General features: G+C 62.4%; 12 protein-coding genes. 2 read left to right on the forward strand and 10 right to left on the reverse strand.

Annotated elements, in window-relative coordinates; translation table 11 throughout:
• Positions 1-47: 47 nt before the first annotated feature.
• Positions 48-2123 carry an XrtA/PEP-CTERM system histidine kinase PrsK gene (gene prsK / locus F1609_RS25985; protein ID WP_167079551.1) on the forward strand — a complete coding sequence of 692 codons (2076 nt, stop codon included), beginning with the start codon at positions 48-50 and terminating at the stop codon, positions 2121-2123.
• A gap of 16 nt (positions 2124-2139) precedes the next feature.
• Complete coding sequence (gene prsR, locus F1609_RS25990; RefSeq protein WP_167079552.1) at positions 2140-3513, forward strand: PEP-CTERM-box response regulator transcription factor; 1374 nt, start codon at positions 2140-2142, stop codon at positions 3511-3513.
• 194 nt (positions 3514-3707) lie between these two features.
• Here prsR and F1609_RS25995 read toward each other — a convergent pair whose 3' ends face one another.
• The 10 genes from F1609_RS25995 to F1609_RS26045 all read right to left on the reverse strand — a co-directional run bounded on the left by F1609_RS25995 (position 3708) and on the right by F1609_RS26045 (position 13922).
• Entirely contained in the window at positions 3708-4118 is a 411-nt protein-coding gene (locus tag F1609_RS25995; protein WP_229422071.1) for a hypothetical protein, read from the reverse strand.
• Positions 4115-4636, reverse strand: a complete 522-nt coding sequence (locus F1609_RS26000) for a T6SS effector amidase Tae4 family protein (protein WP_206752973.1) — start codon at positions 4634-4636, stop codon at positions 4115-4117. The genes F1609_RS25995 and F1609_RS26000 overlap by 4 nt, the downstream gene beginning before the upstream one ends.
• Before the next feature lie 996 nt (positions 4637-5632).
• On the reverse strand, positions 5633-6460 hold the full coding sequence (locus F1609_RS26005; protein WP_167079554.1) for a tetratricopeptide repeat protein: 828 nt from the start codon (positions 6458-6460) through the stop codon (positions 5633-5635).
• Positions 6461-6492: 32 nt separating this feature from the next.
• Positions 6493-7320: a tetratricopeptide repeat protein gene (locus tag F1609_RS26010; RefSeq protein WP_167079555.1), complete on the reverse strand. Its 828-nt coding sequence runs from the start codon at positions 7318-7320 to the stop codon at positions 6493-6495.
• A 149-nt stretch (positions 7321-7469) separates the two neighbouring features.
• A complete protein-coding gene (locus tag F1609_RS26015) occupies positions 7470-8660 on the reverse strand; it encodes a VanZ family protein (protein ID WP_167079556.1) in 1191 nt (396 codons plus the stop codon).
• 56 nt (positions 8661-8716) lie between these two features.
• A complete protein-coding gene (locus F1609_RS26020) occupies positions 8717-9343 on the reverse strand; it encodes a tetratricopeptide repeat protein (protein ID WP_167079557.1) in 627 nt (208 codons plus the stop codon).
• A gap of 34 nt (positions 9344-9377) precedes the next feature.
• A complete protein-coding gene (locus F1609_RS34845) occupies positions 9378-11165 on the reverse strand; it encodes a hydrolase 2, exosortase A system-associated (protein WP_229422072.1) in 1788 nt (595 codons plus the stop codon).
• Positions 11165-11410: an acyl carrier protein gene (locus F1609_RS26035; protein ID WP_099873596.1), complete on the reverse strand. Its 246-nt coding sequence runs from the start codon at positions 11408-11410 to the stop codon at positions 11165-11167. Before F1609_RS26035 ends, F1609_RS34845 begins: the two co-directional genes overlap by 1 nt.
• A 122-nt stretch (positions 11411-11532) precedes the next feature.
• Positions 11533-12579, reverse strand: coding sequence for a polysaccharide deacetylase family protein (locus F1609_RS26040; RefSeq protein WP_229422073.1), 1047 nt, complete (start codon positions 12577-12579; stop codon positions 11533-11535).
• Positions 12576-13922, reverse strand: coding sequence for a putative O-glycosylation ligase, exosortase A system-associated (locus F1609_RS26045; RefSeq protein WP_167079558.1), 1347 nt, complete (start codon positions 13920-13922; stop codon positions 12576-12578). Before F1609_RS26045 ends, F1609_RS26040 begins: the two co-directional genes overlap by 4 nt.
• Positions 13923-14166 lie beyond the last annotated feature (244 nt).

Below are 14166 nucleotides of genomic sequence, written 5' to 3' on the forward strand. Positions count from 1 at the left end.
GTTTTGCTCCACACCGTGATCCACACCGGAAAGACAAGCGCATAGGAATGCTGAGCAATATCGCCACCCTGAGCTATTCAATCGCCGCGCTCGCGTTTGCGCTGCTCGGCGTCGTCCTGCTGACGCGCTGGCGCAGCCGCCAGCATGCGACCGTGCTGGCCTGCGCCTGCGCGCTGACCATGCTGTGGGGGGGCGCACTGGCGGCCCAGGCCTGGGGCGTGCTGGCCCACATCTGGATCGGCGAACTGCTGGAAGTGGCGCGCAATGGCGCCTGGACCGTGGTGCTGCTGTCGCTGCTGGGCCACTTCGAAGGCACCAGCTGGCGCCAGCTGCGCCGCACCCCGGCCCTGCCCGCCATCGCCCTGCTCTACCTGCTGGTGCTGGGCGACAAGATCTTAAGCGAATTCATGCCGGCCGTGCTGGGCCAGCAAAGCGGCATCGTGGGCGTGATGGCGCGCATTGGCATGGCCGTGCTCGGCATGCTGCTGGTCGAACAGTTGTACCGCAACAAGCCGGTGCAGGAACGCTGGGCCATCAAGTTCGCCTGCCTCGGCATCGGCGGCATCTTCGTCTTCGATTTCTATTTGTACAGCAACGCCCTGCTGATGCGCCAGATCAATCCCGAAATCTGGTCCGCGCGCGGCGTGGTCAACGCCCTCACCGCGCCCCTGATCGCGGTGTCGGTGGCGCGCAGCGCATCGTGGTCCTCGCACATCGCGGTGTCGCGCCGCCTGCTGTTCCATTCGGCCGCCCTGTTCGGCTCGGCCGCCTACCTGCTGGCCATGGGCGCGGCCGGCTATTATCTGCGCTATTTCGGCGGCCAGTGGGGCTCGCTGATGCAGATGGCCTTCCTGTTCGGGGCCCTGGTGCTGCTCGCCGGCATTTTGTTCTCGGGCACCTTCCGTTCCTGGCTGAAGGTGTTCATCAGCAAGCATTTCTACAGCTACAACTACGACTACCGCGAAGAATGGCTGCGCTTTACCCGCACCCTGTCGGAAGCCGGCCCCAACCTGGGCGAGCGTACCCTGCAAGCGGTGGGGGAACTGGTCGAAAGTTCCGGCGGCATGCTGTGGATCCGGCGCGAAGCGGGCCTGTGCGAACCGGTGGCCAACTGGCACATGCCGGAACTGGCCCCGTCCGAGCCGGACGAGTCGGCCTTCTGCCGCTTTCTGGAATCGCGCCAGTGGGTGGTCGACCTGCAGGAATTCACCAAGGACCCGGACAAGTACGAAGGCCTGGTGCTGCCCGACTGGCTGGGTAAATTTCCGCGCGGGCGCCTGGTAGTGCCGCTGATGCTGCAGGGCCGTCTGTTCGGCTTCATGCTGCTGTTGCAGCCGCGCAGCGCCATTACCCTGAACTGGGAAGTAATCGACCTGCTCAAGATTGCCGGCAGCCAGGCAGCCAGCTACCTGGCCCAGCACGAAGCGGCCAGCGCCCTGATGCTGGCGCGCCAGTTCGAATCGTTCAACCGCATGTCCACCTTCGTGGTGCACGACCTGAAAAACCTGGTGTCGCAACTGGGTTTGCTGATTCCCAACGCCGAAAAGCACAAGGACAACCCCGAATTCCAGCGCGACATGCTCGAAACGGTGACCCTGTCGGTGCAAAAGATGCGCCTGATGCTGCAAAAGCTCAGCCGCAGCGCCTCGCAGGAACGCCCGGCTCCGCTCTCAATCGAAAAGCTGCTGGTCCAGGCGGTGGCCAACAAGGCCGCCTTCGAGCCGCGTCCGCTGCTGACGGTGACCGAAGCGCGCCTGCGCGTGGTGGCCGACTGGGAACGGCTGGAACGGGTAGTGGGCCACCTGATCCAGAACGCCATCGAAGCCACGCCCAAGGAAGGCCAGGTGGCAATCACGCTCAGCCGTGCGGATGATTCGGTTATCATCGAGATCCGCGACACCGGCGAAGGCATGAGCGAAGAATTCATCCGCGAGCGCCTGTACAAACCGTTCGAATCGACCAAATCGGCCGGCATGGGGATTGGCGCTTTCGAGAGCCGTGAATACATTCACGAGCTGGGCGGCAAGCTGGCGGTCAGCAGCACGCCGCCGCAAGGCACCACCTTCAGAATCACCCTGCCCCTGTGCCAGCAGGACACTCAAACTGTCGATAAAGCCGCATGACGGCCAGAGGATCGCTGTGACCCAAAATAAAATGAAGATGCTGATCATCGAAGACGACCCCGGCCTGCAAAAGCAGCTGCGCTGGTGCTTCGATGCCTACGAGGTGGTGGTGGCGGGCGACCGCGACGCCGCGCTGGCGCAAGTGCGGCGCCACGAGCCGGCGGTGGTGACCATGGACCTGGGCTTGCCGCCCGACCCGGACGGCGCCACCGAAGGGCTGGCCACCCTGCGCCAGATCCTGGCGCTGGCGCCCGACACCAAAGTCATCGTCCTGACCGGGAACCAGAACCACGCGCACGCGGTCGAAGCGATTGGGCTGGGGGCGTACGACTTCCACCAGAAACCGTTCGACCCCGAAATGCTGGGGCTGGTGGTGCAGCGCGCCTTCTATCTGCACGCCTTGCAGCAGGAAAACCGCCGCATGCGCCAATCGCAGGTCGACTCGCCCCTGAGTGGCGTGATCAGCCGCGACGCCGGCATGCAGCGCGTGTGCCGCAATATCGAAAAAGTGGCGCCGACCTCGGCCTCCGTCATGGTGCTGGGCGAAAGCGGCACCGGCAAGGAAGTGCTGGCGCGCGCGCTGCACCAGTTGAGTCCGCGCGCCAACCAGCGCTTCATGGCGATCAACTGCGCGGCGATTCCCGAGAACCTGCTCGAAAGCGAATTGTTCGGCTACGAAAAAGGCGCGTTCACGGGCGCGGCCAAGCAGACCAAGGGCAAAGTGGAACTGGCGCATGGCGGCACCTTCTTCCTCGATGAAGTGGGCGACTTGCCAATGTCGCTGCAAGCCAAACTGCTGCGCTTTTTGCAGGAGCGCGTGATCGAGCGCGTGGGCGGGCATGAAGAGATTGCGGTCGATGTGCGGATTGTCTGCGCGACGCACCAGAATCTGAAGGCGCTGTCGGCCAGCGGGCGCTTCCGCGAGGATTTGTATTACCGCTTGTCGGAAATCGTGGTCACCATTCCGCCGCTGCGCGACCGGGTCGGCGACGCGGCCTTGCTGGCGCACCATTTCAAGAACAAGTTCTGCGCGCAGGAATCGCGCCCGACCTTGCATTTCAGCCAGGAAGCGATTGGCGTGATCGAAAGCTATCCGTGGCCGGGCAATGTGCGCGAGATGGAAAACTGCATCAAGCGCGCCATCATCATGGCGGACGGGCCGCAGATCACGGCGGACGATCTGGGCTTGTCGGCCTCGGCGGAACCGGAACAGCCGATCAACCTGCGCCAGGTGCGCGACGAAGCCGAGTATGCGGCCATCGTCAAGGCGCTGGCGCGGGTCGATGGGAACATTGTGCGGGCGGCGGAGTTGCTGGGGATTAGCCGGCCGACCTTGTACGACCTGATGGGCCGGCATGCGATCAAGTCGGCGGCGGCTGGCGGCGCTTAAGGTCGGCTCATGGGGCTCAGGAGGCGCTGGCTGCTGACGCGGCGCCAGCCAGTTTGGCCTTGCGACCTTTTTGCCGCGACAGGGCGGTAGCGCCTTGCACCAGCCAGTACAGCGCAAGCCCCGTCAAAGGGCCAGGCGATGAACTGGCCAGATATGGCGACGGATTGGACAAGCCCCTTGGGCTCGTCCCACCCTTATTCCTTACCGTACGATGGACGAAGCGCCGCGACGGCTTTTTGAATGGCTGCCCGCACAGCTGGCCTGTCGATCATCTCGACACAGTGCAGTATAGGCAACACCTTGCCCTTTTGCGGCTCTGACTCGTCACGCATCACAGCCACCCCACTCGCTGCGTTTTCCCGTTTGACCTGCTCTGCGATCTCCGCCATGGCATCAAGATCGCCTTTCATGCGCTGCACAATCACGGCCCCCCAGGCATCGCCTTGATCCTTGGTAAAAGCATCCGCTTGATAAGTCATGCAGCTCGCTATTGCATAGCCTTCGACGTCGCGCTGTACTGCAGGCCGTGGCGCGTTCGCCGTATTCACGCTGGAGGCGCAGCCGGCAAGCGCCAGCCCCCATGCGATGCAGACCATGCGCATCATGCAAGTTCCCAAAATTCGCCCTTTGACGTTTTAACGTCAGAATTAGCCGGGTTGACATAGCTTGAATAATCATCGTGCCCCGGCTCACGATAGTTCGATCCATTCCACAGAGCGATATGTCCGGTAGCACCGGCCCAATTGACGCTGAAGGCGATAATACCTTGACGAGTCTTGAACTGGTCGTCATAGGGACTCATGTCATCCACGCTTGGTTTGCCCAAGACTTTGAACAGATAATTTCTGAAATCAGCCACGCCGTAGATAATGCGAGAACCATCCTTCGCACCCAAGGTCCGCGCGCCGACTGAATTCGCCAAGACTGAGCTGATCGGGGCGCCAGCTTTGTTGAAGGCGACACTCAAGCGACTGGCACACGCATTTCCATTTGGCCCGAAACCAGGAAGATTGATATTTTTCTCAGCTGCGCCGCCAAGCATGGTGTACAAGTCTTTCATCGTTTTGTATTGGACATGGTCTGGAAACTCCAGCCATAGCCTTTGAAAATTTGGCTTGATCACAAGATGTCCTTCTTTGTCATTCAATTAATAATTAAATTCCATAGAATCATTCCCATTTCGCGCCAAACTGCCTTCGCACCGACAGCGCTGCCGCTCGGACCAATATAGACATCATGCAGGGCATTGTCAACTTGCCATTGTAGAAATTCAGATAAAATTCTGCCCGTGCATTTCTCCGCTATAACAGATAAGAAAGCAACCCGCACAGGAGAGAAATTGCTCTATGCCGTTTTGAGTGGAACTGGACGGCCGCCACGGTAAATGGTAGATCGCAACGGAGCGGCGGCTGGTTGTAGTGGATTGGCCGGAAGGTTTTTTAACTCGGTGCGAAATCCGCGGGCGGCCCGTTTGACTTGTTGCATGGTAGCGGAAGTCAACTTCCACTCAAAACGACATTGGGCCGTCCTCACTCTCGAATGGCGGCATTGACCCCTTGCCCCTTCTTTTTGGTACTTTTTCGAGAATACAAGAGCTTTCAGTTTTTATACTCGGCTGGCTTAACCTCCGGATTACCTAATACAATGGACTCATTCTTTCCAGCACTAATTCACCCATTACTCGGCCAATTCCGTACCGAAATCATTGAACTCTTTCTCTGTACAGTTCTCCTGAGAAAAATTAATTGAGCTATCTGATAGCTTCATTATTTCAATCAGTCTTCGACTTATCTCTGCGGCGATGTGAGTTTTCATATTTATCTTCCCTTGGAAAATGACTGGCGGCGCAAAGGTGCATGGTTTTTCCCGTCCTCTACGTGAAGAATGCTGGCGGAAGTTGCCAGTGAGAAAATCAAGCTTAGCGGATGCAGGGAGGAGAATATTGCCTTTGTGCAAGTACACACTTGCGGCGACGACTTACTGCCAGATAAAAATCGTGGGAGAGATCCCTTTGTGGCGGATTGCAATCGCTCGTCCAGGCGACATAATGGCGATCATCGCCACAGCGTGTATAGCTGACAAAAAGCCGAAGTGACCGGCCCTTCGCCAGCGCCACTGATCAGGGATGCGCCCCGGCAGGCTTCGGGTAGCCCTTCAAATTGTCGCGTGCGACTTTCGACCCCAGCCGCAAAGCATCTTGAATGAGTTCCCAGCCTTTGACCTGATCCTTCTCGACGCCGGCACCTTCGTAAAGAGCGGCGCCGACATGGAACATGGCGTCCGGATGATGTTGCGCACCCGCTTTCCAGAACCACTGCAGCGCTGTCCCAAAATTGCGCTGCACCCCTTCGCCATTCAGATGCAGCAATCCCATTTCATACTGGGCTACCGGGTGGCCGACATCCGCCGCTTTCCGAATCCATTCCGCCGCCTTCTTCAAATCGATCTGGGTGCCGTCGCCTTTTATGTAGAACAAGCCCAAGTCAAGCTGCGCGCCCACGAACCCGGTATCGGCGGACTTCTGCATGATGTTGAAAGCCATCTCAGGGTTCCTGGCCACACTCCAGCCGTTCAGATAGTACAGCGACAGGATGTACAGGCCTTCGGGATGGTTTTGCGCGGCAGCGCGTTCCAGCCAGCGGAATCCCTCGTCGGGATCGTTGAATTGGCGGTGCAGTTTTCTTGCATACTCGACCTGCGCGTCGGCGTCGCCATCTTCCGCCGCCCGTTTCAGGCCCGCGAGCGCCGGCGTGCGCGGCGCAATCTGGCGTTCCTCGGCGATCGTCTTGCGATTTTTTCCGTCCGCCTGCGGCACCTCGGCCGACGCCGCGCCGCAGGCCAGCAGCACGGTGGCGCACAGCAGCAGGCGTGCTTTCAAGACGCCGCGCGCAGGACGCATGAACGTAGCGCCGCCAGAGCGCTGTCGTGTTTTTTCACTGTGTTGCATGTTATCGCTCCTTAACAACCGTCATCGGGACATCAAGGACGCGCGCCAGCCGGCTTGGGGTAGTTTTTGCTATTGTCGTTGGCAACCTTGGAACCCAGGCGCAGGGCTTCCTGGATCATTGCCCAGCCCTGTTCCGGGTTTTTATCCGTACCCGAACCTTCATACATGGCGGCGCCAATATAGAACATCGCATCGGGATGGTTTTGCTGTGCCGCTTTATTAAACCATCGCAGCGCTTCCAGGAAGTCGCGTTTCACCCCTTCGCCATTCAGGTTCAGCAAACCCATTTCATATTGCGCTACCGGCAGGCCGGCGGCAGCCGCCTTCGAAATCCATTCGGCCGCCTTGTTCAAATCCTGTTTGGTGCCAGTGGCTTTGATGTAGAACAGGCCCAGGTCCAGTTCGGCCCAGTGGTAGCCCTTCTCGGCGGAGGCCTGCATCATTTTGAAAGCCAGTCCGGGGCTTTTGATGCCGCTCCAGCCGTTGGCATAGTACAGCGCTAGCCCATACAAGCCTTCCGGGTGGCCTTGCGCGGCAGCCCGTTCCATCCAGCGGAAACCCTCGATCGGATCGTCGAATTGCTGATGCAGATATTTCGCATACGCGACCTGCGCTGCGGCGTCGCCATCTTCGGCCGCGCGTTTCACCGGGGCCAGCGCCGGCGAGCGTGGCGGGATCTTGCGTTCCTCGGCGATCGTCTTGCGATTTTGGGCGTCAGCCCTTTGCACCTCGGCCGAGGCGGCACCGCAGGCCAGCAGCGCGGCAGCGCACAGCAACAGGCGGGCTTTCAAGGCGACGCGCGCAGGGCGTTCGGACGCATTGCTGGCGATCCGCTGTCGGGTTTTTCCATTGTTTTGCATTGCGTAGCTCCTTCAAGACCGACATCGAATATGTCCGGACGGCCATATTGCAGACCGTAAAGCCATTATAGGAAGGAGAATGGACGGAGTGTAAATATTTACGCCTTTGCGTTGCGTCCGGAGCTACTTGTTTGGCCGGGTTCCGCTATCTATTTTTTGGCGGCCATGGGCGTTGTAAAATCCGGCCCCGCAAACGTCCACGGAATGATCCATCCGGCGCATGCCAGCAGCACCTGGGTAATATCGCCAAAACGCCCCGGCAAGCCTTGCTGCGACCATTCCAGCCAGAATACCGCCGCCGCAATCGCCACCGTGCCGATCACCACCACCGGCTGGCGGTGCCCGATCGGCGTGATCGAACGCGCAAAACAGGCGATCGCGAAAAACGGCCAGAAAATCTCCAGGATATTCTGCAATCCCGACAGCGAACGCATTTGCCCCACCAGCGGAATCCAGTTAAAGGCGTAGATCATGCCATCCGGCCCCGGCGCCAGTTCGCTGATGACGAAACCGGCGCCGATCAGCGCCATGCCCATCCACGCGGCCCGGCGCACGCGGCGTACAACAAGCAGCACCATCCACGCGGCCACCGCGCCGGCGACGGCTTCGAGCGAGAGTTGGCGTCCCTCGACGATGATCTTGAGCATCAGCACGCAAGCCACCAGCGAACCGAACAGCAATAAAGCCGGCTTGTCGTCGCGTGTGACCGTGTGCGCCAGCAAGCCCAGGCCGGCCAGGTAGCCGGCGTAGGTCAGCACTTGGGCGATCTGCATGGTTTCCGGCGCGCGCAGCGACTCGTAGAGCAGCGCCAGCCCGTGCCGCACTTGGCCGACATCGAAGGTCGGCACCAGCGGGCTGGTTTGCGACAGCGCCCACAGCGCCAGCGCCGCCAGACCCAGGTTGGGCAAGGTGCCCGTGCGTAACCAGTGCGCGCGCAGGGCCACCAGGCGCGGCCCGCCCACGGCGTGGCCGTGCAACAGGGACGCAAGCAGGCCGCCGGCCACGCTGCCGAAAATATTCAAGACCAGGTCGATGCGCGAGGCGTCCCGGCTGGGCAGGAATTGCTGGATCGCTTCCATCGACAGGCTCAGCACGCCGCCAGCCACGGCGGCGGTCACCAGCGCCACGCCAAAGCGCGTGCTGCGCATCAGCCAGGCCACCATGAACAGGCCGAACGGCATGTAGGCGAGCACGTTCTGGACCAGGTCGGCCTTTTCCACGCGCGCGGGGTTGGCGAACAGGAAGCTGAACAGGGGAGCGAGCGGCTCGCTCCAGCCGCTGAACGGATACAGGCTGCCGTAGACGATCAGGACCAGGAAGACGAGGACCAGGCGACGCATCGGCAGGCCTCAGTCGGTGCCGGGACGGCGGCGCCAGCCCGGTTGCAGCGTGCCCCTCATTGCGCCGGCTCGTCCCATTTGCCGGCCGCGACCAGCTTGTTCTTGAGTCCCGGCAAAGGAAAGCCCAGCGCGTAGGCCTTTTTCGCGTGCAAGAGCGACTTGGCGTACTCTTTTTTCTTGAGGTAGGCGAGCCCGGCGTTGTAATTAATGGTCGGGTCTTCCGGCGCCATCTCGACAGCGGTGGCGAACATGCCGACCGCGTCGTCGGTCTTGCCGAGCGCCAGCAGATAGGTGCCGTAGGTGGCGCGCACGGCAGCGTCATCCGGCGCGAAGCGGATCGCGCGGTTGAAATAGCATTCCACCGGCCACTTGGTCGCCGGCACTTTGACCTGTTTGTCGCGCAAGGCGACCATGGCCAGGGTGGCCAGCGCACGCGGGTGGTTGGGAATGGCGCGCAGGGTGTAGTCGAGGTCGCCGCCAAGATAGCTGGTGTTGCCCTTGATGCCGGCTTCGACCTCGGGCGTGAAGTGCGCGTTCTCGACGATTTCCAGGTTGACTTCGCCGCGCTTGCGGTAGTCGAGCGGACCGTAGTGATTCTTCAGTTCGCCGCAATAGTTGACGGCGTGGGCGCCGGTCGAGGTCAGCAGCACGGCGCCGGCTAACAGGTAAGGCAATAGTTTCATCAATATCCTCTTATATGGCATGAAGGCGGCGCGCTTACCACGAGCGCAGCCAGTCGCCGGTCCAGTGCAGCACCTGGTCTTTCCACACGCGGCGCGAAAATGTGTGGTCCGCTTCAACTAATGTCTGGCGCGACACCTGCGGCCCGGCCAGCAAGCCTTGCCACTGCGCCGATCCGGCGGCGGTGTCGAGAAACTCCTGGGCGGTCAGGTCGGCGCCGCTGATGATCAACAGCACCTTGCCGCGAAAGCGCGCCAGCCCGGCCTGCATGCGCTCGGGCAGCGACGCCGGCGCGGCGGCCGCTCCGGACGACACACCGCCCTTGCCCTTGCCGAACGCGGCGCCGGCGATGCGCAAAAACGAGCCGGCGGCCGCGCCCACATTCAATTGTCCGCGCAGGATCTTTTTCCACAGTTCGGGGTCAAACAATCGGGCGCGGTAATAGTGCTTGATGGTGGCCTTGGCGTGGCCGCCGCTGGTGCGCACCCACGGGTTGAGCAGCACCAGCCCGGTGACGCGGGCATCGTCGGCGGCGTAGAAAATCGCGGCCGAGGCGCCGTCGCACAAGCCCCAGATGACCACTTCTTCCACGCCGGGCACGGCCTTGAACAAGTTGTCGACGGCGGCGCGCAGGTCCTCGCCCACCACCTCGAAGTCGCGCATGGCGCCGTGGCTGTCGCCCATGCCGCGGTAGTCGAAGCGCAGCGCGGCGATGCCTTGCGCGGCCAGGCCGCGCGCAAGGGTGGTGAACTGGCGGTGGCTGCCGACCCGGTACTGCGGGCCGCCGACCACGATCAGCACGGCGCGCCTGGCCGCTTGCGCAGGCACGCTGAGAATGCCGAACAGGGCTTCGCCGCCGCAACTAAAACCCAGCACGTCTTCGCGGTAGCCGGGGAGCGCCGCCAGCGGGCCAGCGGGGCGCGCACGGTGTGCCTGCGGCATGCCGCCGTCGGCCGCCACCACCGGCGGCGCACCGTCGAACAGGGCCGACGTGGCCGCCAGCAGCGCGGGCGACTCGGCGATTTCCTGGGTCGACCAGAATGGCGTGCAGCTCACTTGTTGCAGATGCAGGTCGACCCCGGCCTCGCGCCAGGCGTCGGCCAGGCGCGTCACGGCCGGCGGGAGCGGACGCTCGGCCGAGGCCGAGGTTTCCAGCCAGTGCACCGGGCAGCCCAGCGGCGCCAGCTTGCCCGCGTCCTTGCTGTCGATGGCGGCGGCCAGGGCCGGGGCGATTTCGTAGCCGGCCACTTCCAGCATCTGGCCGCCGAGCAGGGTGGCGCGCAAGGCGCTGGTGCCGCCGCTTTTAGCGGCCGCCTTGCCGTCGCCGCCCTCGGCCAGCATGGCATTGGCGGTGAGCAAGCGCAAGAATTGGGTGAGGAAAGTGGTGCCGTTCTGTACCGGCTGCCACAGCACCAGCCGGGCAATAGGATGGCGCGCCTGGTGCGCGTAGTCCAGCGCCAGCAAGGCGCCCAGGCGCAGGCCCCACAGGGTCAGCGGCGCGTCCAGGCGCGCCGACAGCCAGGCGCAGCCGGCGGCCAGGTCGTCTTTCCAGATTTCCCAGCGGGCTTCGGCAAACTCGCCGCTGCTGTCGCCGCTGCCGTACAGGTCGAGCTGGAGCACGCCGTAGCCCTGCTGCGCCAGCGCGCGCGCCTGCAGGGCGGCCATGCGGCGCGCCTTGTTCATTTCGTCGCCGAAAGGATGGACGTACAGGATCGCGCCACGGCAGTGCGCGCCGGCGGGCGGGTGGAACAGGCAGAAACGTTGTCCCAAGTCCGTCTGGAGAAAGAAGGGCTCGGCCCCCGGCGGCTTGGGAGGGGCAGTCATCAGGCCAGTTTTTGCTTGACGAAGGCGTTCAGGCTGCCCAGCGTTTCGAAGGTGCTGGCGCTGATTTCGTCGTCGTCGATGGTGATGCCGAAGTGTTCTTCGAGCGCGGCCATCAGGTTCACCACCGCCATCGAGTCGAGCTCGGGGATGCTGCCCAGCAGGGCCGATTGTTCGTTCAGTTCCTTGCCGGCATCGCCCAGGCTGAGCACGTCGGTGAGGATGGTTTTGATGTCTTCGAGATACATGGAAATCCTAGATGGAAATGCGTGGGAATTTGTTGGTGGTATTTTTTCTCCGGCGGGAGATCGCGACATGGTACACGGCGCCCGGACAAACAGTCCAGAGCGCTACCGTGCATGCGCGCGCCTCACACCGTGTCGCCATTACGCCGCAAATTTTGCATCATGCGCAGCATGTAACGGAACTGGCCGCGGTCCCACGGCGTGAATCGGGGCAATTGAAACAGGTCGCCGCCCGGCCGCGCCGCGCCCCACGAGGTCGACACCGCCGCCTCGAACCCCAGTTCCCTGACGATCGCCACATGCTCGGCCAGGTAATCCTGCCCCGGCTTGCCGTTCGGGTAAGCGAACAGGCTCACCGGCGCGCCGATGATCGCTTCCAGCGCGGCTTTGCCATCGGCAATTTCCTGGCGCGCCGCGGCCGCTTCCATGCGCGCCACGATCGGATGATGAACCGTATGCGCGCCAATGCCCATCCCGGCCTGATGCAGCTGGCGCACCTGCGCCGAGGTCATCATCAGGTCGCTTGGCAACGCCACCGGCACCAGCGCGCACAGCGCCGCCACCTGGCGCAGGCGTTCGTCGAGCGGCAAATACTTGAGCGCGCCGAGCAGGGTCGAAATGGCCGCCTGCCGCTGCGCCACCGAGCTCAGTTCGAACTCGCCCTGCCCGGCCGGGCGCAGGTCGATCCGCTCCGGCGCCCGGCGGATCAGCTCGATCACCGTGTCGTTCCACATGCGCCCGCCGTCCAGGAAACCGCTGGCGATGAAAAACGTTGCATGCACCCCATGCCGCTGCAGGATCGGCAGCGCGATGGTGGCGTTATCGGCATAGCCATCGTCAAAGGTGATGCAGGCCGCGCGCGGCGGCAGCTTGCCGGCCTTTAAGCCGCGCACACCCTCGGCCAGCGAGATGATGTTGAAGCACTGTTTCAGCTGGGTCAGCTGGGCGTCGAAACGGCGCGCATCGACCTCGTCCGGAAAAATCGCATCCTGCTGCGCCAGCACGCGGTGGAAAATCAGGATTGACAGGCGCTGGCGCGCACTGCCCATGAAGCCCAGGTGGCGCATGGCGCGGCTGGCCATGCCGGCCCAGGCCGGTCCTGCCGGCGCGGAATCGAAGCTGTCGGTGCGCGTGAGCGGCATGGCATGTTCTTTCGTGGTGAAACGGGTCATGGGGCGCTCGCGCCGCGCGCCTGGGCTTGTGCCTGGGCATGGGCATGGGCGTCGATCTGGGCGGCGCGGGCAGCCTCGCGCGCGGCCGCCTTGGCCTCGGCGGCCTCGGCCGCCAGGGTTTTCTCGATCAGGAAGCCGGTGCTCACCACCGCCGCCATCAGATAATACGGCACGTCGTAATACAGCAGGCTGAGGAAGGCGCCGCCCACGCCGAAGCCGAGCAGGCTGACCTGGATCATGCGGGCAAGGTCCCCCGCCCACGCCAGGTCCTCCCTTTTCGCCGTCGTGCGCACGATCCACGCCGCCTTGCGCCAGGTGAGGAAAGCCAGCACCAAATAGATGCCGAGCCCGATAAAGCCATGCTCGCCCAGCGCCTGGAAATAAATACTGTGGGCGGCGTGCACATCGTCCGGCACCGGCGCGTACAGCTCGAAGGCGGTGCGGTTGTAAATCTCGAAGCCGCCGCCGAGCGGGCGGTCCTTGGCCATGTTGTAGGCCATGTACCAGGCATTGATGCGCCCCATGGCCGAACTGTCTTCCTTGTAGGTATTGATGGTCTCCATGCGCGAGGTCCACTTGTCGGGCATGAAGGTGATGGCAATCGGCACCATCAGCACCATCAAGGCGCCCAGCACCACCTTCTTGGGGCTTTTCAGCCACAGGAAGAACAGCATGGCGCCGATCCCCACCAGCGCGCCGCGCGAATAGGAACCGAGCGCGGCGAAGGCGCACAGGATGATCGAGGCCGCCATGGCCCGGCGCGCCCACTTGTTCTTGAGGATGGTATACAGGAAGCACATCACCGGAATGATGGTGATGAAGGCCAGCGCCACTTCGTTATTGCCCTCGATATAGCTGCCCTGCGGCCCCCACACAATGCTGCTGCCGCCGGTGGCCACGGTAAAGATGCCGCCCTTGACCCCGTAATAGGCGAGCGAGCCGACCAGGGTCCAGATCAGCAGTTCGATCTGCCTGCGGGTCTTGATCAGCATGATGGTGGCAAAGGTCATCAGGAAGATCTTCGAGACGCGGTTGAGCATCACCACCGATTCGTCCGGCCACATCGAAAAGATGGTGGTAATCCCCATCCACAGGCAGAACACCATGAGCGTGAGCACAATCGGCGTCATCGGCAGTTTCTTGGGGTCCCGCGTGACCAAGAGGCCGATCAGGGTCACGCCGGCGATGATCGCGGCGAACGGAAAGGAATAGGCGAAGCCCCAGCTGAGCCGGTGCGGGTTCATCACGCTGATCCATACCCACATCAGCACGCCGATATACGGGCGCTTGAGGATGAACGGCAGCGAGCCGAACACAACCAGCGTAATGATTAAATCTCTCATGAACGATCTGGCGCGGTCCGGTTAGGCTAAGCGCCCTTGGCAGCTTGCCGGATTCGCTTAAGTAATATGTAATTGATATTGTTCGTGTTCAAGTGGTAAGATTGTACTTGAACTTCTTCCAAATTTCGCTTGCACGGAGAAATTGATCTCCGCACAATTTGGCTAGCGTAACGCATGGCACAATCCATGGCGCAAGTCGCCCCTATCCGCCCCGAACAGCAACGCTTTGGCTTCCAGCCGTACG

The organism is Massilia aquatica (assembly GCF_011682045.1).
GTDB lineage: Bacteria > Pseudomonadota > Gammaproteobacteria > Burkholderiales > Burkholderiaceae_D > Telluria_A > Telluria_A aquatica.

What these genes read in the sequence shown, in the direction of transcription:
- prsK (WP_167079551.1), top strand. Translation starts at nt 48, where the DNA reads ATGCTGAGCAATATCGCCACCCTGAGCTATTCAATCGCCGCGCTCGCG.
- F1609_RS25995 (WP_229422071.1), bottom strand. Translation starts at nt 4,118, where the DNA reads ATGATGCGCATGGTCTGCATCGCATGGGGGCTGGCGCTTGCCGGCTGC.
- F1609_RS26005 (WP_167079554.1), bottom strand. Translation starts at nt 6,460, where the DNA reads ATGCAACACAGTGAAAAAACACGACAGCGCTCTGGCGGCGCTACGTTC.
- F1609_RS26010 (WP_167079555.1), bottom strand. Translation starts at nt 7,320, where the DNA reads ATGCAAAACAATGGAAAAACCCGACAGCGGATCGCCAGCAATGCGTCC.
- F1609_RS26015 (WP_167079556.1), bottom strand. Translation starts at nt 8,660, where the DNA reads ATGCGTCGCCTGGTCCTCGTCTTCCTGGTCCTGATCGTCTACGGCAGC.
- F1609_RS26020 (WP_167079557.1), bottom strand. Translation starts at nt 9,343, where the DNA reads ATGAAACTATTGCCTTACCTGTTAGCCGGCGCCGTGCTGCTGACCTCG.
- F1609_RS34845 (WP_229422072.1), bottom strand. Translation starts at nt 11,165, where the DNA reads ATGACTGCCCCTCCCAAGCCGCCGGGGGCCGAGCCCTTCTTTCTCCAG.
- F1609_RS26035 (WP_099873596.1), bottom strand. Translation starts at nt 11,410, where the DNA reads ATGTATCTCGAAGACATCAAAACCATCCTCACCGACGTGCTCAGCCTG.
- F1609_RS26040 (WP_229422073.1), bottom strand. Translation starts at nt 12,579, where the DNA reads ATGACCCGTTTCACCACGAAAGAACATGCCATGCCGCTCACGCGCACC.
- F1609_RS26045 (WP_167079558.1), bottom strand. Translation starts at nt 13,922, where the DNA reads ATGAGAGATTTAATCATTACGCTGGTTGTGTTCGGCTCGCTGCCGTTC.